The following is a 20,208-nucleotide window of genomic DNA, read 5'->3' on the forward strand; positions in this document are numbered from 1 at the left end:
TGATCATCATCGCGAGTGATCTAAAAGATGCTCGCGTCCACTGTGTAGTTCTCAACATACGATCGGCACCACACTCCCCAGGCAAACCTGCCCGGCTTCACGTGGCCCACCGAAGGACACCCCCCCCCCCCCCCCCCCCCCCCCCCCCCCCCCCCCACAAGCCAGTAACGACTCATGCGGCCCAACCCCCACCAACACCACCCTCACGGGCATGCGGCAGGAAGCCTGGTCCCCCAGGACCCAACAACGTGCACCAGCCAGCAGCTCCACCCCGACCCGTTCCGACCCTGCAAGCAGGATGTACTGCGACCGGAAGCTTCACTCCCGACTGCACTGTCAATGTTCCACCCATGAGCTACCGGCAACCACGTTCGGGTTACTCGGCGCCTGGATCCCAGCAAGCTGGAACCAGATGCTCCTTAGAAAGGAGGTGATCCAGCCGCACCTTCCGGTACGGCTACCTTGTTACGACTTAGTCCTAATCACCGATCCCACCTTCGACGGCTCCTTCCACAAGGGTTAGGCCACCGGCTTCGGGTGTTACCGACTTTCATGACTTGACGGGCGGTGTGTACAAGGCCCGGGAACGTATTCACCGCAGCGTTGCTGATCTGCGATTACTAGCGACTCCGACTTCATGAGGTCGAGTTGCAGACCTCAATCCGAACTGAGACCGGCTTTTGGGATTCGCTCCACCTTTACGGTATCGCAGCCCTTTGTACCGGCCATTGTAGCATGCGTGAAGCCCAAGACATAAGGGGCATGATGATTTGACGTCATCCCCACCTTCCTCCGAGTTGACCCCGGCAGTCTCCTATGAGTCCCCGCCATAACGCGCTGGCAACATAGAACGAGGGTTGCGCTCGTTGCGGGACTTAACCCAACATCTCACGACACGAGCTGACGACAACCATGCACCACCTGTACACCGACCACAAGGGGGCGACCATCTCTGGCCGTTTCCGGTGTATGTCAAGCCTTGGTAAGGTTCTTCGCGTTGCATCGAATTAATCCGCATGCTCCGCCGCTTGTGCGGGCCCCCGTCAATTCCTTTGGAGTTTTAGCCTTGCGGCCGTACTCCCCAGGCGGGGCGCTTAATGCGTTAGCTACGACACAGAAACCGTGGAAAGGTCCCCACATCTAGCGCCCAACGTTTACGGCATGGACTACCAGGGTATCTAATCCTGTTCGCTCCCCATGCTTTCGCTCCTCAGCGTCAGTTACGGCCCAGAGATCTGCCTTCGCCATCGGTGTTCCTCCTGATATCTGCGCATTCCACCGCTACACCAGGAATTCCAATCTCCCCTACCGCACTCTAGTCTGCCCGTACCCACTGCAAGCCCGAGGTTGAGCCTCGGGATTTCACAGCAGACGCGACAAACCGCCTACGAGCTCTTTACGCCCAATAATTCCGGACAACGCTTGCACCCTACGTATTACCGCGGCTGCTGGCACGTAGTTAGCCGGTGCTTTTTCTGCAGGTACCGTCAAGAGCAAGCTCCCTTCTTCCCTACTAAAAGAGGTTTACAACCCGAAGGCCGTCATCCCTCACGCGGCGTTGCTGCATCAGGCTTTCGCCCATTGTGCAATATTCCCCACTGCTGCCTCCCGTAGGAGTCTGGGCCGTGTCTCAGTCCCAGTGTGGCCGGTCACCCTCTCAGGCCGGCTACCCGTCGTCGCCTTGGTGAGCCATTACCTCACCAACAAGCTGATAGGCCGCGAGTCCATCCCCAACCAAAAATCTTTCCACCACCAGACCATGCGGCCGGCAGTCATATCCAGTATTAGCACGTCGTTTCCAACGCTTATCCCAGAGTCAGGGCAGGTTACTCACGTGTTACTCACCCGTTCGCCACTAATCCACCCAGCAAGCTGGGTATCATCGTTCGACTTGCATGTGTTAAGCACGCCGCCAGCGTTCGTCCTGAGCCAGGATCAAACTCTCCGTAAAAAATTACAACCAACACCGAAGTGCCAGCGAGTTGATTCTGACTGTTGACCTGTCTACTGACAATCTTCAATCCAAAAGGAATTGTCTCCGAACCCACCAGCAAGCTGATGAGTCACGGGGTCAATAAATTGGCATTGACAATGTGCACGCTGTTGAGTTCTCAAGGACCAGACGCACTCCCCACTCGACCCCGAAAGAGGTTCCGCCAGAGAGGCATTTCTCGTCTTCATCCCGACGCCGCCACCACGAGGGTGGAACATCATCGGGATTGGTTGCCGAGCGGGACCCCGTCCGGACTGCATCTCCGGGGCTCTCACCCTGGTGACCGTCTCGGCCGTTCCGTTCTCCGCCTCAGCGGCAACGAGTGATTACTTTACACACGCCCCGGGGGCCCTGCCAACCGGCTCGCCTCCCGGGCGTGTCGTTCGGCGCGATCCGCAGCAGGACGCGGAACGGCCCGCCCCGGTGCGGGAGCGGGCCGTTCGGACCGGCAGGGTCCGACGGGTCAGGGACGAGCGATGACCGGGTTCTTCAGGGTGCCGAGCCCGGAGATCGTCACCTCGACGACCTCGCCGTCACGGATCTCGCCCACACCGGCCGGGGTGCCGGTCAGGATGACGTCCCCGGGGAGGGCGTCCAGATCGACGAGGATGAACTCGATGAGGGACGGGATGTCGTGCACCATCTCGCTCGTGGAGCCGACCTGACGCAGGTCACCGTCCACGCGGGTCTCGATGCGGATGTCCGACGGGTCGATCTCGGTCTCGATCGCCGGGCCGAGCGGGCAGAACGTGTCGAAGCCCTTCGCCCGGGTCCACTGCCCGTCGCGGGCCTGCAGGTCGCGGGCCGTCACGTCGTTCGCGATCGTGTAGCCGAGGATGACGCTCGCGAAGTCCTCCCGCGTCACGTTCTTCGCGAGGAGCCGATCACGATGGCGAGCTCGCCCTCGTGGTCGACCCGACCGATGCCCGACGGCAGTCGGATCGGGTCCTCCGGGCCGATCACCGAGGTGTTCGGCTTGAGGAACACCACCGGGTCGTCCCCGGAACGCTCGTCCATCTCGGAAGCGTGCTCGGCGTAGTTGAGCCCGACGCCGATCACCTTCGACCGCGGGATCACCGGCGCCAGGAGCTTCGCGTCGGCGAGCGGCACCCGCTCCCCCGTGGTCTCGAACCCCTGGTACATCGGGTCCCCCGCCAGCACGACCAGGTCGCGCTCGTCGAGGATGCCGTACCGCGGGTCTTCACCCTGCTGCTGAACCGTGCGATCTTCACCGTTGGAGCCTACCGACGACGGATGGGTGTCAGGCCGGATCGGTCAGGCGCGTCATCCACCCGTGCGGGTCGGGACGGCGGCCGTACTGGATGTCGGTCAGTTCGTCGCGCAGGGACATCGTCAGCTCGCCGGCACCGACCGTCGGCGAACCGATGGTGAAGCCCTCGCCGCGGAGCTCCGCGATCGGGGTCACGACGCGCGGCCGTCCCGCAGGCGAACGCCTCGGTGATGGAGCCGTCGGCCACGCTCGTCACGCCACTCGTCGAGGGTGACCCGCCGACGCTCGACCCGCAGCCCGCGGTCCTCGGCCAGCTGCAGGATCGAATCGCGGGTGATGCCCTCGAGGATGGAGTCCGAATCCGGGGTCACGAGCGTGCCGTCGGCCTTGACGAGCACGACGTTCATGCCGCCGAGCTCCTCGAGGTACTTGCCCTCCACCGAGTCGAGGAACATCACCTGCTGGCAGCCGTGCTCGTAGGCCTCTCGCTGGGGCAGGAGCGAGGACGCGTAGTTCCCGCCGGTCTTCGCGGCACCCGTGCCGCCCTTGCCCGCGCGGGCGTACTCGGTCGACAACCAGATCGACACCGGCTTCGGGCCGGACGTGAAGTACGCCCCGGCCGGGCTCGCGATGCAGTGGTACGCGACCGCCTGCGCTGCGCGGACGCCGAGGAACGACTCCGTCGCGATCATGAACGGCCGGAGGTACAGGCTCGTCTCCGGTGCGGACGGCACCCAGTCGACGTCGGTCCGCACGAGCTGCCGGATCGACTCGACGAAGGTCTCGACCGGCAGTTCCGGCAACGCCGGTCGGCGTGCGGACCGCTGGAAGCGCCGCGCGTTGGCCTCGGGCCGGAAGGACCAGACCGCGCCGTCGGCGTGCCGGTACGCCTTCAATCCCTCGAAGATCCTCCCTGGGCGTAGTGCAGGACGCTCGCGCTCGGGTCGAGCGAGAGCGGCCCGTACGGGTGGATCGAGGCGTCGTGCCACCCGCCGTCGAGCGTCCACTGCACGGTGGCCATGTGGTCCGTGAAGTGCTTGCCGAAGCCCGGGTCGGCGAGGATCTCCTCGCGCTCGGCCGCCGCGCGGCGCTCCGGGGACGGGGGTGGTGGCGAACTCGAGTCGAACGCGGTGTCGCTGCTCGCTGTCTCGCTGCTCATGGGGGGTGGCTCCTGTCAGGCGGTGGTGGTGCGTGCCGAGGCCGCGGCGGCGATGGCGTCGCCGACCTCGGCCGTGCGACGCTGCGTGGTGCCCCGGTCGGCGAGGTCCGCCTCGACCGCCCGCGTCACCGCCGACGCGAGGTCGCTGCGACCGATGTGGTCGAGCAGCAGCGCGACGGAGAGGACGGCGGCCGTGGGATCGGCCTTCTGCTGACCCGCGATGTCCGGCGCGGAGCCGTGGACCGGCTCGAACATGCTGGGGAAGGTGCCGTCCGGGTTGATGTTGCCCGAGGCCGCCAGACCGATGCCGCCGCTGATCGCGCCGGCCAGGTCGGTGATGATGTCGCCGAAGAGGTTGTCCGTGACGATGACGTCGAACCTAGCAGGCTGCTGCACCATGTGGATCGTGACCGCGTCGACGTGCTGGTAGTCCACCGTGACGTCCGGGTACTCCTGCCCGACGGCCGCGACGGTGCGCTGCCAGAGGGCCCCGGCGTGCACGAGGACGTTGCTCTTGTGCACGAGCGTGAGGTGCTTGCGGGGGCGCCGGTTCGCCAGGTCGAAGGCGTACCGGACGACCCGCTCGACGCCGAACGCCGTGTTGAGCGAGACCTCGGTCGCGATTTCCTGCGGGGTCCCGGTGCGGATCGCCCCCGCCGTTGCCGACGTACGGCCCCTCGGTCCCCTCGCGCACGACCACGAAGTCGACCGCGCCGGGATCGGCCAGCGGGGTGGACACCGCGTCGTACACCTTCGTCGGGCGGAGGTTGACGTAGTGGTCGAACGCGAACCGGAGCTTCAGCAGCAGCCCGCGCTCGATGATCCCGCCGGCGAGCCGGGGGTCCCGCGGGTCGCCGCCGACGGCGCCGAGCAGGATCGCGTCGTGGCCGGCGATCGCGGACATGTCGTCCTCGGTGAGGATGTCGCCGGTCTCGAGGAACCGGGCGGCCCCCAGCGAGAACGGCGTCTCCTCGATGACGAGGTCGTCCGGGGTGACGGCGTGCAGCACCTTGAGGGCCTCGTCCACCACCTCGGGGCCGATGCCGTCCCCGCGGATGACCGCGAGCTTGAGCGTCTGCGTCATGCGGGGGTCTCACAGCGTGATGTCGATCTCGCGGGAGCGACGCCGCGTCGATCGTGGACCGGACGTGCTCGAGGATCTCGGCGGGGACCGGCGAGTCGACGGTCAGGACGCTGAGCGCCTGGCCACCCGCGGCCTCGCGCGAGATCTGCATCGCGGCGATGTTGATGCCGGCGTCGCCGAACTCCTTGCCGTACACCGCGACGATGCCCGGACGGTCCGTGTACTCCATCACCACGTGGTGCTCGGCGAGGGCGACCTCGACGTCGTGGCCGTTGATCTCGACGAGCTTCGCGACCTGCTTCGGACCGGTGAGCGTGCCGGAGACGCTGATCGCCGGCCCGTCCGACTGGGCACCGCGGATCGTCAGCACGTTGCGGTACTCGGAGCTGTCCGAGTCGGTGATGAGCCGGACCGTGACCCCGCGCTGCTCCGCGATGAGCGGGGCGTTGACGTAGGACACCTGGTCGCTCACGACGTCGGTGAAGACGCCCTTGAGCGCCGCGAGCTTGAGCACGCTGACGTCGTACGCGGCGAGCTCGCCGTGCACCTCGGCGTCGATGCTGGTGACGGGCGACGTGGCGAGGCCGGTGAAGACCTGGCCGAGCTTCTCGACGAGCGGGATGCCCGGACGGACGTACGGGTCGATGACCCCTCCGGCGACGTTCACGGCGTCGGGCACGAGTTCGCCGCCGAGCGCCAGACGTACCGACTTGGCGACCGAGACGCCCGCCTTCTCCTGCGCTTCGTCCGTCGAGGCGCCGAGGTGCGGCGTGACGACGACGTTCGGCAGGGAGACCAGCGGGGAGTCCTTCGGCGGCTCCGACACGAAGACGTCGAGGCCGGCGCCGGCGATCGTGTTCGCCGTCAGGGCGCGGTGCAGGGCGTCCTCGTCGATCAGGCCACCACGGGCCACGTTCACGACGAACGCGGTCGGCTTCATGAGCGCGAACTGGTCGTCCGAGAGCATGCCCACCGTCTCCGGCGTCTTCGGCATGTGGATCGTGATGAAGTCGGAGCGCTTCAGCAGGTCGTCGAGCGAGACGAGCTCCACCCCGAGCTGCTGCGCGCGCGCCGTGGTGACGTACGGGTCGTACGCGATCACCTGGACGCCGAAGGCCCTGCAGCCCGCTGCGTGATGAGCGCGCCGATCCGGCCGAGGCCGATGATGCCGACGGTCTTCTCGTAGAGCTCGACGCCGGTGTAGGCGGAGCGCTTCCAGGTGCCGGCGGCGAGCGAGGCGTGCGCGGCCGGGATGTGGCGCGCGAGCGACAGGATGTGGCCGACCGTGAGCTCGGCGGCGGAGATGATGTTCGACGTCGGAGCGTTGACCACCATCACGCCGGCCGTGGTGGCCGCCTTGATGTCGACGTTGTCGAGGCCGACACCGGCTCGGGCGACGACCTTGAGGTTCGGGGCCGCGGCGATCGCCTCGGCGTCGACCTTGGTGGCGGAGCGCACCAGGACGGCGTGCGCATCGGCGAGGGAGGCCAGGAGTGCGGCGCGGTCGGTACCGTCCACGTTCCGGATCTCGAAGTCGGGCCCGAGGGCGTCGACTGTGGCGGGCGAGAGTTCTTCGGCGATCAGGACGACCGGCTTCGGCACAGCTAGCAGTTTCCTCACACGAGACGGGCGGTATCCCACCACCCTACCGAGGTGGGCGGATGGTTACGACCGATGGGACGGCCCTGTGGAGGAGCGGGTGACGGACGGGGAGGCGCGTGGCGGGCCCGCCACGCGCCTCCTGTCCGGTGTCAGGAGGTGCGTCCGAAGTCCAGCAGGCTCGGGACGAACAGCTGGAGGTCCAGCCACAGCGCACCCGCCGCGGCGAACGCGACGACGAAGACCGCCACGGTGATCGCCAGGCTGGCCCGGCGGGTCAGCCAGAGGCCCACGAGGAAGGCGACCGGCGCGATCGCGATGTCGAGCACGAGCCAGACCCAGGGGGTGCTCGTCCGGAGCGAGTCGCCACCGGACGTCGTGTCGAGGAACGCGTTGAACTCCCGGACGGAGCCGGAGATCGTGACGAGGTTGCCGACGCTCTGCACGGTCATGTAGCCGAACAGCACCGCGAAGACGGCCCAGACCACGATGCGACCGAGGAGCGGAGCGGCGGGACGGCGGACCGTCGGTGTCGCGGCGGTCATCAGAAGCTCCGCGTCATGAGGAACGGCCACGGGAACAGGACGACGGCGCCGAGGAGCATCCACAGGAGCCGTGTACGGGTCCGGCGGCCGCGGCACGCCCAGAGGACGACCGTGAACCAGAGCGCCGGCGCGACGATCGACAGGAAGCGCAGGACCTCGACGAAGACCGTGAGGACGGTGTCGACGTTCGAGACGTACGAGGTCGAGGCGGTGAGCAACCAGGCCACCGTGTAGAGCAGGTACAGGCCACCGAACACCCCGAAGCCGACGAGGGCGCCGGAGGTCTCGGGTGCCTCGGGGTCGCGGGTGCCGCGGTCCTTGACCGTGACCGGGTTGTGCGCCGCGTCGACGTGGGTCGCGTCGTCGGCGTCGCCCCAGCTGAGGGCGTCGTCGTCGTGGTCGACCGAGCCGTCGGGCGGGGATGCTGCCGTGGTCATGCACCGATTCTACGAGGGACGCGCTGACGACGAGACCATGCGTCGCCTGTGACGGCCCTGGAGAGCGACCGTGCCCGACGGTCCGGGGTCAGGCGTCGGCAGGCTGCGTCTCGAGCACCTCGGCGACGACGTCGCGCACCGCGGGGAACAGCGGGTGGCTCTCCATCAGCCCGGTGAGGATCTCGGTGAGCGCGTGCGCGGTGGCACCGGAGCGGAGGAGCGCGTGCAGCTCGATCGACTCGGGGTCGTTCTCGTCGTCGAAGTCGAGGGCGACCCGGACGGCGCCGACCAGGTGGTCGACCGGGAGCCCGCGCTCGGCGAGCTGGGCTGCGGGCCCGACGAAGCGCTCGCGGCGACCGAGCCTCGGAGCGGGTTGCGCCCCACCCGGACGGTGGTGTCCGGCAGGTGCGGGTTCGCGATGCGGGAGAGGTTGGCGGCGACGTAGCGCGCGTGCTCCTCGGGGTCGAAGCCGTGCTTCGCGACGAGGAGCGCGGTGGTCTCGGCGAGGACCCCGTCGACCTCGGCGCGCACGGCCTCGTCCTCGAGGGCTTCGCGGATGAGGCGGATGCCCCGGACGTAGCCGTGGTAGGCGGCCGTCGCGTGGGCGGTGTTCACGGTGTAGAGCTTGCGCTCCACGAAGGGCTGGAGGTCGTCGACCCAGGTCACGCCGTCGATCTCCGGCGGCTCCGACCCGGAACCGGCGAACGGCGTGCGCTCGATGACCCACTCGTAGAAGGGTTCGAGCACGACGTCGAGGCCGCCGGACTGCCCGAGCACGCCGGACTGGTCCGGCACGATGCGGTCGATCGCGCAGTTCGCGAAGACGGCGGCGATGTCGCGGTCCTCGAGGATGGGGGCGCGGCGGATGCTGGCGTGCAGCGAGTCGGTGGCGTTGAACGCGTTCTCGCACGCGACGATCGTGACGTCGCCGCGGTCGAGCGGGCGTGCCGCGAGCCCCTCGGCGATGATCGGTGCCACGAGCGGCAGGGTGCGGGCGCCGACGGCGGTGGTCACCACGTCGGCCTCGGCGATCGCGCGGATGACGTGCTCGCGGTCGGTCTTGCTGCTCAGCGCACGGAACCCGTACACGAGGTGCTCGACCGGCATCTCGCCGACCTCGTGCACCACGAACCGGCCGGCTTCGTTGAGGGCCGAGACGACACGGTCGTCGACGTCGACGAAGGTGAGCTCGTAGCCGCTCGCGACCAGGAACTGACCCACGAACCCGCGCCCGATCTTGCCGGCGCCGATGTGGACCGCTCGCTTCGTCACCGACATCCGACGATCCTCCCATGCCGATCGGTGGGTTCTCGACCGGCCTCGGCCGGGGCGGTCGACGACGGGCGCGCGAGGGCCGCGCGCACGCCACGGGGACGCCGGATCGCGGCGTCGTGGCTGGAGGAGAGCTGCTGCATAACGTTCGGGTCACATCGCGAGGCGGCGGCGCCGGAGCACCGCCGCCTCGGGGTCGAGGGACGGTACGGGTGCGCCGCCGCCTCGGAGTCGAGTGGTGTCGGAAGACTACCGCGCCGCGGAACCGTCCACGTAGTCGGCGTCGTTCGACTTCCACGCGAAGAGCGCACGCAGCTCGCGGCCGGTGGCCTCGATCGGGTGGCCCTCGCCCTTGGCACGCAGGGCCTTGAACTCGGGGGCGCCGGCGTCCTGGTCCTCGATGAAGCGCTTCGCGAAGGTGCCGTCCTGGATGTCCGCGAGGACGGCCTTCATGTTCTCCTTGACCTCGGGCGAGATCACACGGGGGCCGGAGACGTAGTCACCGAACTCGGCGGTGTCGGAGATCGACCAGCGCTGCTTGGTGAGGCCGCCCTCCCAGATCAGGTCGACGATGAGCTTGAGCTCGTGCAGCACCTCGAAGTACGCGATCTGCGGCTGGTACCCCGCCTCGACCAGGGTCTCGAAGCCGTACTGGATCAGCTGCGACGTGCCACCGCAGAGGACGGCCTGCTCGCCGAACAGGTCGGTCTCGGTCTCCTCGGTGAACGTGGTCTTGATGCCGCCGGAGCGGGAGACCGCCGATCGCCTTCGAGTAGGACCACGCGAGGTCCCAGGCGGAACCGGACGCGTCGACCTCGACGGCCACGATCACGGGCACGCCGCGGCCGGCCTCGTACTCGCGACGCACGGTGTGGCCGGGGCCCTTCGGCGCGACGAGCGAGACGTCGACGCCCTCGGGGGCCTGGATGTAGCCGTAGCGGATGTTGAAGCCGTGACCGAAGACGAGCGTCGCGCCCGGCTTGAGGTTCGGCTCGATGTCGTCCTTGTAGACGATGCGCTGGACCTGGTCCGGCGCGAGGATGACGACGACGTCCGCCCACTTCGTGACCTCGGCCGGGGTGAGGACCTCGAAGCCGGCCTCTTCCGCCTTCTGCCGGCTCTTCGAGCCCTCCTGCAGGCCGATCTTGACCTCGACGCCGGAGTCGCGGAGGTTGAGGGCGTGGGCGTGGCCCTGCGAGCCGTACCCGATGACGGCGACCTTCTTGCCCTGGATGAGCGTCAGGTCGGCGTCGGCGTCGTACACGATGTCAGTCACGGTGATGGTTCTCCTGTGGTCGGTTGGGAAGCGTTCGTTGCTGAGTCTGGTGGCGACGGACTGGAGGCGCGGTGCGGGTGGCGACCCGCGCCTCCAGTGCCGTCTCGGGGCGCGGTCAGCGCACCCGGTCGGTGATGCTCTTCGGCCCGCGGCCCATGCCGAGGAGCCCGCACGGGCGAGCTCCTTGATGCCGTAGGGCTCGAGCACGCGGAGGATCGCCTGGATCTTGCCGGGGTCGCCGGTCACCTCGACGATGAGCGAGTCGGTGGCCACGTCGACGACCTGGGCACGGAAGAGGTTCACCGCTTCGAGCACCGCCGAGCGCGTCTGGTTGTCGACACGCACCTTCACGAGCATGTGCTCGCGCTGGACGGACTGCGAGAAGTCCAGCTCGACGATCTTGATGACGTTGACCAGCTTGTTGAGCTGCTTCGTAACCTGTTCCAGCGGCAGGTCCTCGACGTCGACGACGACCGTGATGCGGGACAGGCCCGCCACCTCGGTGTTGCCGACGGCGAGGGACTCGATGTTGAACCCGCGGCGGGCGAAGAGGCCCGCGACACGGGTCAGCAGACCCGGCTTGTCCTCGACGAGGAGGGAGAGGACGTGGCTCATGCGGTTTCCCCGTCATGTCGGCGTCCTCGTCGTCCCAGGTGGGCGCGAGGGCCTGGGCGTACTCGATGGACGAGTTGCTGACGCCCTGCGGGACCATCGGCCAGACCATCGAGTCGCGGCTCACGACGAAGTCGATCACCACGGGTCGGTCGTTCGTCTCGAGGGCGAGCTGGATCGCGGCGTCGACCTCGTCCGCCTTCTCGACGCGGATGCCGAGGGCACCGTACGCGTCGGCGAGCTTCACGAAGTCCGGGACCCGGCGGGTGCCGTGCCCCGTCTCCAGGTCGGTGAACGAGTGGCGGCCGTCGTAGAACAGCGTCTGCCACTGCCGCACCATGCCGAGCGACGAGTTGTTGATGATCGCGACCTTGATCGGGATGTCGTTGATGACGCAGGTCGCGAGTTCCTGGTTGGTCATCTGGAAGCAGCCGTCGCCGTCGATCGCCCAGACCACGCGGTCGGGCTGGGCGACCTTCGCGCCCATCGCGGCCGGCACCGAGTAGCCCATCGTGCCGGCACCGCCGGAGTTGAGCCAGGCGTTCGGCCGCTCGTACTTGATGAACTGCGCGGACCACATCTGGTGCTGGCCGACCCCGGAGGCGAAGACGCCCTCGGGCCCGGTGAGCTCGCCGATGCGCTTGATGATCGCCTGCGGGGCGAGGAGCCCGTCGGTCGGCTCGGCGTACCCGAGCGGGAAGTCGACCTTGAGCTGCTCGAGCTTCGCCCACCACTCGGCGGTCGACGCGCGGTCCTCGACTGCGATGCCGCCCAGGCGTCGAGCAGGTCCTTCAGGACCTCGCGCGCGTCACCCACGATCGGGACGTCGGCGAAACGGATCTTCGAGATCTCGGCCGGGTCGATGTCGACGTGCACGACCTTGGCGTTCGGCGCGAACTCGTCGGCCTTGCCGGTCACGCGGTCGTCGAAGCGGGCACCGAGCGCGATGATCAGGTCGCTGTCCTGCAGCCCGAGCACCGCGGGGACGGTGCCGTGCATGCCGGGCATGCCCAGGTGCTGCGGGTGCGAGTCGGGGAACGCGCCGCGTGCCATCAGGGTCGTGACGACCGGGGCGCCGGTGGCCTCGGCGAACCGGAGGAGCTCGGCGGTCGCGCGGGAGCGGATCACGCCGCCGCCGACGTAGAGGACCGGACGCTCCGACTCGGACAGCAGCTGCGCGGCCGCGGCGATCTGCTTGCCGTGGGCCTTCGTCACGGGGCGGTAGCCGGGCAGGTCGATCTTCGGCGGCCACACGTACGGCGCCGACTTCTGCTGGGCGTCCTTCGTGATGTCGACGAGCACGGGGCCGGGGCGGCCGGTCGTCGCGATCTGGTACGCGGCGGCGAGCGTCGCGGGGACGTCGGCCGGGTCGGTGACCAGGAACGAGTGCTTCGTGATCGGCATCGTGATGCCGACGATGTCCGCTTCCTGGAAGGCGTCCGTCCCCATCAGGGTCGAGAACACCTGGCCGGTGATCGCGATGAAGGGCACCGAGTCCATGTAGGCGTCGGCGATGGCGGTGACGAGGTTCGTCGCGCCGGGGCCGGACGTGGCGATGGCGACGCCGACCTTGCCGGACGAGGACGCGTAGCCCTCGGCGGCGTGACCGGCGCCCTGCTCGTGCCGGACCAGGATGTGCCGGATGGTCTCCGACGCCATGAGCTCGTCGTAGAAGGGGATGATCGCGCCGCCCGGCAGGCCGAAGACGTCGGTGATCCCGAGGTGCTCGAGCGTCCGGAGGACGGCTCCCGAGCCGGTCAGGATCTCCGGCGTCCGGCGTGCGCCGGCGGCCGCGGACAGCGGAGTTGCTTCCGTGGGCATGAGGGGGTCCTTGCCTGGAGAGGTGGCGATGGTGCGTGTGTCGACGCTAGCCCGTGACCGCGCCCTTGGCGGCGGACTGGACGAGCTTCGCGAACTTCGCGAGGACTCCGCGGGTGTAGCGCGGGGGCAGCGGGGCCCAGCCTTCTCGGCGGGCCTCCAGCTCGGCGTCGTCGACCAGTAGGTCGAGCGTGCGAGCCGCGATGTCGACACGGATGCGGTCGCCATCGCGCACGAATGCGACTGGACCTGCGTCCACCGCTTCCGGTGCGATGTGGCCGATGCACAGGCCGGTTGTGCCGCCTGAGAATCGCCCGTCCGTCAACAGTAGTACATCCTTGCCGAGGCCCGCGCCCTTGATGGCGGCGGTGATGGCGAGCATCTCCCGCATGCCGGGGCCGCCCTTCGGGCCCTCGTAGCGGATGACGACGACGTCGCCCTTCTGGATCGTCCCCTCGGTGAGGGCGTCCATCGCGGCACGCTCGCGGTCGAACACGCGCGCCGGGCCCTCGAACACCTCGGCGTCGAAGCCCGCGGTCTTCACCACGGCACCCTCGGGTGCGAACGACCCCTGCAGGATCGTCAGGCCGCCGGTGGCGTGGATCGGGTTGTCGAGCTTCCGGAAGACCTCGCCGTCGAGCTCCGGCGGGTCGATCTCGGCGAGGTTCTCGGCGAGGGTCTTGCCCGTCACGGTCATGACGTCGCCGTGCAGCAGCCCGGCGTCGAGCAGCGCCTTCATGATCACCGGGATGCCGCCGTTGCGGTCCACGTCGACCATGACGTACTTGCCGAAGGGCTTCATGTCGGCGAGGTGCGGGACCTTCGAGCCGATGCGGTTGAAGTCGTCGAGGGAGAGCTCGACCTCGGCTTCGTGCGCGATCGCCAGCAGGTGGAGGACGACGTTGGTGGAGCCTCCGAGTGCCATCGCGACGGCGATGGCGTTCTCGAACGCTTCCTTCGTGAGGATCTGGCGCGCGGTGATGCCCTTGCGGAGCATGTTCACGACGGCCTCGCCGGAGCGGTGCGCGTAGTAGTCGCGACGACGGTCGGCGCTGGGCGGCGCGGCGCTGCCCGGCAGGGACATGCCGAGCGCCTCGGCGACGGACGCCATCGTGTTCGCGGTGTACATCCCGCCGCAGGCGCCCTCGCCCGGGACGATCGCGCACTCGATCTTCTTGAGCTCTTCTTCGCTCATCGTGCCGGCCTTGCACGCACCGACGCCCTCGAAGGAGTCGATGATCGTGACCTCCTTGAAGGAGCCGTCGGCCTGCTTGACGTAGCCCGGCATGACCGAGCCCGCGTAGAGGAAGACGCTCGCGAGGTCGAGGCGCGCGGCGGCCATGAGCATGCCGGGGAGCGACTTGTCGCAGCCGGCGAGCAGGACGGTGCCGTCCAGGCGCTCGGCACTCACGACGGTCTCGACGCTGTCCGCGATGACCTCGCGCGAGACGAGGGAGAAGTGCATGCCCTCGTGGCCCATCGAGATGCCGTCGGACACGGAGATGGTGCCGAACTGGAGCGGGTACCCGCCGCCGGAGTGCACGCCCTCCTTCGCCCCCTGCGCGAGGCGGTCGAGGGAGAGGTTGCACGGGGTGATCTCGTTCCAGGACGAGGCGATGCCGATCTGCGGCTTCTCCCAGTCCTCGTCCCCCATGCCGACGGCCCGGAGCATGCCACGCGAGGTGGTCGCTTCGATCCCGTCGGTGACGACCCGGCTGCGCGGCTTGACGTCGATATCAGGCATGGAGCGAGTCTAGGCGCAGTTGGGATACCAACCGGACAACATCATGCGTCCGCATGGTGTCGGCTCGTCTGCGCTCGCGGAACACGCACGGGCACGGCGCACTACGGATGTGGCCGAGCGCGGTGCCTCGCCCCGATTGCACCCCGTGCGGACGTTGCACCCCGGTGTGCGCGGGTGCGACGTGCGTGCAGGGGTGCAACTCGCCCGGGGCGGCGCGTGCGCGCCCCTTCCGGACGGTGTCGGCTCCGCCGAACTCGCAAAACGCAACCTCGGCGACACTGCGCAGCGGAATACCGCTGCGAGCAACCGCCGAGGTTGCGTTTTGCGGGACGGCGGACGGGACGGGAGGGACGGGCGGGACGGGCGGGACGGGCGGGACGGGAGGCGCGGGGGCGCTGGTCAGCGCGTCGCGCGCAGGCGGGCGAGCTGCTTCAGGACGTCGGTCAGCGCCGCTGGGTCGGCGATGCGGTAGCGGGCGAGCGTGTCGCCCTCCCCCACCTTCACGCCGACGTCCCCGTCGCCGAGGACGCGGAAGCCGTCCTCGTCGGTGACGTCGTCGCCGGCGAAGAACACCGCGTCGGCGCCGCGCAGGTCGCGCAGGCGGGCGATCGCGTCGCCCTTCGTGACGTGCCGGACCGCGAACTCGAGGATGTCCTTGCCGCCGCGCTCGAGGACGTCCGCGTCGGCGTCGTGCGCCGCTCGGCTCGCCGCAGCGTTCGCCTCGGCGGCGACCTCGGCGCTGACCCGGCGGGTGTGCACGCCGTGCCCGGCGGGCTTGTGCTCGATGACGACGCCCGGGAACCGCGTGCCGACCTCGTCGAGCGCCGCTCCGATGCGATGCGACACGGGCGACCTCGTCGTCCGTGAGTGCCGCCTCGTCGTGCCCGTCGACGCGCCACTCGACGCCGTGCGAGCCGACCAGGGCCATCTCGGCCGGCGCGTGCGTCACCGCCGCGAGGCTGCCGAGAGGACGACCGGAGACGAGCACGACCTCGGTGTCCTTCGCGCGCTGCAGGGTGAGCACGGCCGCCCACGACCCGGGCAGCGCCCCGACCTCGGACGGGTCGTCGGCGAACGGCGCCAGCGTGCCGTCGAAGTCGAGGGCGACGATCAGTCGCGGCGCAGCCGCGAGCGTCTCGAGGGCCGCCGTCAGGTCGGTCGTCGCGGTGGTCTCGTCACGCATCACGTGCCTCCCGGGTGTCCTCGGCGGCACGCGCGGTCTGGGCGTCCTCGTCGAAGATGGACATGTTGTCGGTCTGCGCGTCCTGGTGCCGGTCCGTCGGCTCCGTCGCGTTCGGGTCGATCTGGGCGTCGCGCGGCGCGTGCCGGTCGAGCGCCTCGAGGAAGGACCGCGACCAGCGGGCCACGTCGTTCTCGCGGACCCGCTTGCGGAGGGCACGCATCCGGGTGGACCGCTCACGACGCGGCATCTCGATGGCGCGCTGGATCGAGTCCTTGAGCGCCCCGATGTCGTGCGGGTTGACGATCACGGCCTGCTTCAGTTCGTCGGCGGCACCGGCGAACTCGGAGAGGATCAGGACGCCGTCGTTGTCGAACCGGGCCGCCACGTACTCCTTCGCGACGAGGTTCATGCCGTCGCGGAGCGCGGTGACGAGCATGATGTCGGCGGCGAGGTAGAGCGCCACCATCTCCTCGCGCGGGTAGCCGTGGTGCAGGTACGCGATCGGCTGGTGCCCGATCACGCCGAGGTCGCCGTTGATGCGCCCGACGGTGAGCTCGATCTCGTCGCGGAGCGTCGCGTAGGTGTCGACGCGTTCACGGCTCGGGCTGGCCACCTGGACGAGCGTGGCGTCCTCCACCGCGATGCGGCCGTCCTCGACGAGTTCGCCGAACGCCTTGATGCGGTGCCGGATGCCCTTCGTGTAGTCGAGCCGGTCAACGCCGAGCAGCACGGTCTTCGGGTTGCCGAGGCTCGCCCGGATCTCGCGGGCGCGTTCCTGCACCTCGGGCCGGTGGGCGATCTCCTCGAAGCCGGCGGCGTCGATCGAGATCGGGAAGTGCCGGGCCTCGACGTGGCGGACCGTGATGCCCTTGCGGCTGCGCGGTGCAGCCGGGTCGTCGACCGGGACGTCGATCGTCGAGCCCTTGGTCGTGTAGCCCTTGATGTGCCGGACGGCGCGGAGGAAGTCGCTCGCGTCGTCGTGGCGCTGGAAGCCGATGACGTCGGCCCCGAGCAGCCCGTCGAGGATCTGCGCGCGCCACGGCAGCTGCGCGTAGATGCCGACCGGCGGGAACGGGATGTGGTTGAAGAACCCGATGGTGAGGTCGGGGCGGCGCTCCCGCAGCAGCGCCGGCACGAGCTGCAGCTGGTAGTCCTGCACCCAGACGATGCCGTCCTGCTCGACGATCTCGGCGATCTGGTCGGCGAAGCGCTCGTTCACCTGCTGGTACGCGTTCCACCAGTCGCGGTGGTAGCTCGGGTGCTCGATGACGTCGTGGTAGAGCGGCCAGAGCGTGTCGTTGCTGAAGCCCTCGTAGTAGTCCTCGACGTCGGACGCGCTGAGCGGGACCGGGACGATGTGGATGCCCTCGTTGTCGAACGGCGCGACCTCGACGTCGGGCTGCCCGACCCAGCCGACCCAGGCCCCGTCGTTCGCGCGCATCACCGGCTCGAGCGCGGTCACCAGGCCACCGGGCGAGGTGCCGCCAGCCCTCGTTGCCGTCCTCGTCGACGATCCGGTCCACCGGCAGGCGGTTGGAGGCGACGACGAAGGAGTACCGGGTCTGTTCGGTGCGCGGTGATGCCATGGGGTAGTGGGGTCTCCGTTCCGCCCGGCTCGTGCACCGGGTCCAGCCGTAAGTTACCAGCGCACCGACAGCGGATTCACGGTGGTTCGGCGGGTTGCCGCCGCTCGCTGACGATCCGGACAGCCTCGGTGCCCCGGGGCGACCGGGTGCCGTGGGCCCTGCCGCCCGCTCACCAGGGCTCGTCGGCATGGTCGTGACACGTGCGTGGCGGAACGGGACGGCGGCGGAACGGGACTTCCCGGTCGAGCGGGTCTCCGACCTCATCGGTGCCGACGACACCTTCGTCTGGGTCGACTACACCGACCCCCGCGCCGCCGATCTCGAGCAGGTCGAGGAAGAGCTCGGCATCCACGCGCTCGCCGTCGAGGACGCCGTCGAACGCGGGCAGCGGCCGAAGCTCGACCGGTACCGCGACAGCCTCTTCCTGGTCGTCTACGACGTGGACGGGCTCGACGCCGACGGTGAGCTCGTCACCCACGAGGTGAAGGCGTTCGTCACACGGCAGGCGCTCGTCACGATCCACGGCGCCGACGTCGACACCGCCGCGATCGGACGACGGCTCGACGCGAACGCCGACATCGCCGACCACGGGGTGCCGTGGCTCGTGTGGGGGCTGCTCGACGCGGTCACCGACCACGCCACGAGCACGGTCGAGGACATCGAGCGCCGGATCGACGAGCTCGAGGACGACCTGTTCGAGCACGGCGACCCCCGCGAACAGCAGATCCAGCGCCGGTCGTTCCGGCTCCGGAAGGCGCTCGGGGTCCTCCGCCGCCAGGTCGTCCCCACCCGCGACAGCGTCGCGTCACTGCTGCACGGGGACGCCGAGACGATCTCGGACGGGATCCGACCGTACTTCCGTGACGTCGAGGACCACCTGCAGTCGATCGCCGACTCGGTCGACCAGCTGCGGGACGCGGTGTCGAGCGTGCTGGACACGAACCTCAACCTCGCGTCGAACCGCCAGAACACGGTGATGAAGAAGGTGACGAGCTGGGCGGCGATCATCGCGATCCCGACCGCCATCACGGGGTTCTTCGGTCAGAACGTGACGTTCCCGGGCGAAGGACAGTGGGGCGGGCTGTTCGCGTCGCTGGCACTCATCGTGGCGTCGTCGCTCGTGCTCTACCGGGTGTTCAAGGCGAAGGACTGGCTCTAGCGAGCGCCCCGGCGGACCGCTACAGGCGGAGCGCCAGCACGCCCGCGACGACGGTCAGCGGTGCGACCACGCAGCCGAGCGCCATGTACTTCCCCCACGACAGGTGCACGCCCTCGGCCGAGAGCCGAGCGTGCCAGAGCAGCGTCGCCAGCGAGGCCCACGGCGTGATGAGGCACCCCGCGTTCACCCCGACCAGGAGCGCCGCGTAGCGCAGCGCCTCGTGTCCGGCGGCCGGCTCGAGCACCAGGTAGGCGGGCAGGTTGTCGATCGCGTTCGCCGCGAGCGCGCCAGCCCCGCCGAGGGCGAGCAGCGAGCCGGTCCCCGTGCCGCCGGACAGCGCCTGCACGATCGGGTCGGTGAGCCCGGTGGTGTGCAGGGTCTCGACCACGACGAACAACCCGGCCGCGAACACCAGCGTCGACCACGGCACCCGTGACGGCTTGAGCTCCGACGGGGCTCGGAACGCCGCGACCGCGACGAGCAGCACGGCCGCGGCGATCGCGGCGATCCACACGGTGACGCCGGCGGTGAGGGCGACGACGAGGGCGACGAGCACCCCGGACGCCGACCAGAAGAACACGGGGTCGGTCGCCTGGCGCACGGAGACCGGCGTGTAGCGACCGAAGAGCTTGCCGCGGAACACCACGAGGAGGACCGCGCAGGGAACGACCACCCCGGCGAGCGCCGCCCAGACCATGAGCCCGGCGAACGGGATCGGACCGTCGAGCCCGATCCGGTCGACGGCGAGCAGGTTCGTCAGGTTCGACACCGGCAGCAGCAGGGACGCCGTGTTCGCGAGCCACACCGTCGTCAGCGCGAACGGCATCGGCGGCAGTCCGACGCGGCGGGCGAGCGTGATGACGATCGGCGTGAGGAGCACCGCGGTCGTGTCGATCGACAGGAAGACGGTGCACACGACGGCGAGCACGACGACCGCGCCCCCAGAGTCCGAGCGTGCGGCCGCCGCCGACCCGGGCGGCGAGATCCGCGAGCCGGTCGAACACCCCGGCGTCCGCCGCCAGCTCGGCGACGATCGTGAGTCCGAGCACGAACGCCAGCACCGGGACGACCCGGTCGGCGAGGGTGGCGAGGTCGGACAGGGGCAACAGGCCGAGGGCGACGCAGACCGCGCCGACCACGAGCAGGGCTGCCCCGATGACGGCCTGACGCAACGGCGGCTCCTCGGGACGTGCACCGGCAGGGCGACCGGCGGCGCTCCAATGTACTGGCCGGTAGCGTGGACGGGACGACGACAGGAGGAACCCGTGCGGAAGTTCATGTTCAACGGTGCCGTGTGGAGCTCGATCATCAGTGGCTACAGCGTGGTGCAGACGACGCGGCAGGGCCCCCGCGACTGGCGCCTGGCGCTGACGTGGGTGGCGTGGCTCGCGACGACCATCGTCGCGATCGGCACGGTCGTCGAGGACGACCGCGCCGTGAAGGCGCGGCAGCCCTAGGGAGCAGCGCAGCGGTCGTGGACGCGACCGGGTGACGCACTGGAGGCACGTGG

Annotated in this window: 8 protein-coding genes, 1 rRNA gene and 9 pseudogenes; 2 read left to right on the forward strand and 16 right to left on the reverse strand. The window is 69.2% G+C overall.

Annotation, left to right across the window (positions count from 1 at the left end):
* Nucleotides 1–20: 20 nt before the first annotated feature.
* The 15 genes and pseudogenes from ACZ8AI_RS03950 to otsA form a co-directional block, all read right to left on the reverse strand.
* Entirely contained in the window at nucleotides 21–176 is a 156-nt protein-coding gene (locus ACZ8AI_RS03950) for a hypothetical protein (RefSeq protein ID WP_464856683.1), read from the reverse strand.
* 247 nt (nucleotides 177–423) lie between these two features.
* Nucleotides 424–1,951: ribosomal RNA gene (locus ACZ8AI_RS03955) — 16S ribosomal RNA — on the reverse strand.
* Between the two features lie 505 nt (nucleotides 1,952–2,456).
* Nucleotides 2,457–3,225, reverse strand: a pseudogene (locus ACZ8AI_RS03960) (fumarylacetoacetate hydrolase family protein).
* A gap of 29 nt (nucleotides 3,226–3,254) precedes the next feature.
* A pseudogene (locus ACZ8AI_RS03965) lies at nucleotides 3,255–4,383 on the reverse strand (branched-chain amino acid aminotransferase).
* A 15-nt stretch (nucleotides 4,384–4,398) separates the two neighbouring features.
* Nucleotides 4,399–5,467: pseudogene (locus ACZ8AI_RS03970) on the reverse strand (3-isopropylmalate dehydrogenase).
* A 9-nt stretch (nucleotides 5,468–5,476) separates the two neighbouring features.
* Nucleotides 5,477–7,069 (reverse strand): annotated as a pseudogene (serA, locus tag ACZ8AI_RS03975) (phosphoglycerate dehydrogenase).
* A 149-nt stretch (nucleotides 7,070–7,218) separates the two neighbouring features.
* Nucleotides 7,219–7,611: a hypothetical protein gene (locus tag ACZ8AI_RS03980; protein WP_464856685.1), complete on the reverse strand. Its 393-nt coding sequence runs from the start codon at nucleotides 7,609–7,611 to the stop codon at nucleotides 7,219–7,221.
* Nucleotides 7,611–8,048 (reverse strand): hypothetical protein, encoded by a 438-nt coding sequence (locus tag ACZ8AI_RS03985; RefSeq protein ID WP_071291980.1) that lies wholly within the window; start codon nucleotides 8,046–8,048, stop codon nucleotides 7,611–7,613. Before ACZ8AI_RS03985 ends, ACZ8AI_RS03980 begins: the two co-directional genes overlap by 1 nt.
* An 88-nt stretch (nucleotides 8,049–8,136) precedes the next feature.
* Nucleotides 8,137–9,326, reverse strand: a pseudogene (locus ACZ8AI_RS03990) (mannitol-1-phosphate 5-dehydrogenase).
* Nucleotides 9,327–9,569: 243 nt separating this feature from the next.
* Nucleotides 9,570–10,596 (reverse strand): annotated as a pseudogene (gene ilvC, locus ACZ8AI_RS03995) (ketol-acid reductoisomerase).
* A 115-nt stretch (nucleotides 10,597–10,711) separates the two neighbouring features.
* Nucleotides 10,712–11,211 (reverse strand): annotated as a pseudogene (ilvN, locus tag ACZ8AI_RS04000) (acetolactate synthase small subunit).
* 22 nt (nucleotides 11,212–11,233) lie between these two features.
* Nucleotides 11,234–13,029: pseudogene (locus ACZ8AI_RS04005) on the reverse strand (acetolactate synthase large subunit); the annotation flags it as partial.
* Nucleotides 13,030–13,075: 46 nt separating this feature from the next.
* The gene (gene ilvD, locus ACZ8AI_RS04010; RefSeq protein ID WP_464856687.1) at nucleotides 13,076–14,770 is read right to left on the reverse strand and encodes a dihydroxy-acid dehydratase; all 1,695 of its coding nucleotides are present in this window, start codon (nucleotides 14,768–14,770) and stop codon (nucleotides 13,076–13,078) included.
* 399 nt (nucleotides 14,771–15,169) lie between these two features.
* The gene (locus ACZ8AI_RS04015) at nucleotides 15,170–15,616 is read right to left on the reverse strand and encodes a trehalose-phosphatase (RefSeq protein ID WP_464856689.1); all 447 of its coding nucleotides are present in this window, start codon (nucleotides 15,614–15,616) and stop codon (nucleotides 15,170–15,172) included.
* A gap of 329 nt (nucleotides 15,617–15,945) precedes the next feature.
* A pseudogene (gene otsA / locus ACZ8AI_RS04020) lies at nucleotides 15,946–17,539 on the reverse strand (alpha,alpha-trehalose-phosphate synthase (UDP-forming)).
* Between the two features lie 193 nt (nucleotides 17,540–17,732).
* Between otsA and ACZ8AI_RS04025 the strand changes: the two are divergent.
* Nucleotides 17,733–18,698 carry a magnesium transporter CorA family protein gene (locus tag ACZ8AI_RS04025; RefSeq protein ID WP_464856691.1) on the forward strand — a complete coding sequence of 322 codons (966 nt, stop codon included), beginning with the start codon at nucleotides 17,733–17,735 and terminating at the stop codon, nucleotides 18,696–18,698.
* Between the two features lie 19 nt (nucleotides 18,699–18,717).
* On the opposite strand, the gene ACZ8AI_RS04030 is transcribed toward ACZ8AI_RS04025, so the two are convergent.
* Nucleotides 18,718–19,626, reverse strand: coding sequence for an SLC13 family permease (locus ACZ8AI_RS04030; RefSeq protein ID WP_464856693.1), 909 nt, complete (start codon nucleotides 19,624–19,626; stop codon nucleotides 18,718–18,720).
* Between ACZ8AI_RS04030 and ACZ8AI_RS04035 the strand changes: the two genes are divergently transcribed.
* Nucleotides 19,607–20,155, forward strand: coding sequence for a hypothetical protein (locus tag ACZ8AI_RS04035; RefSeq protein ID WP_464856695.1), 549 nt, complete (start codon nucleotides 19,607–19,609; stop codon nucleotides 20,153–20,155). The two genes, ACZ8AI_RS04030 and ACZ8AI_RS04035, sit on opposite strands and share 20 nt — an antisense overlap.
* Nucleotides 20,156–20,208: the final 53 nt, after the last annotated feature.

The sequence above is a fragment of the Curtobacterium sp. AC273 genome, from assembly GCF_979253735.1.

What these genes read in the sequence shown, in the direction of transcription:
- ACZ8AI_RS03950 (WP_464856683.1), bottom strand. Translation starts at nt 176, where the DNA reads ATGAGTCGTTACTGGCTTGTGGGGGGGGGGGGGGGGGGGGGGGGGGGG.
- ilvD (WP_464856687.1), bottom strand. Translation starts at nt 14,770, where the DNA reads ATGCCTGATATCGACGTCAAGCCGCGCAGCCGGGTCGTCACCGACGGG.
- ACZ8AI_RS03985 (WP_071291980.1), bottom strand. Translation starts at nt 8,048, where the DNA reads ATGACCACGGCAGCATCCCCGCCCGACGGCTCGGTCGACCACGACGAC.
- ACZ8AI_RS03980 (WP_464856685.1), bottom strand. Translation starts at nt 7,611, where the DNA reads ATGACCGCCGCGACACCGACGGTCCGCCGTCCCGCCGCTCCGCTCCTC.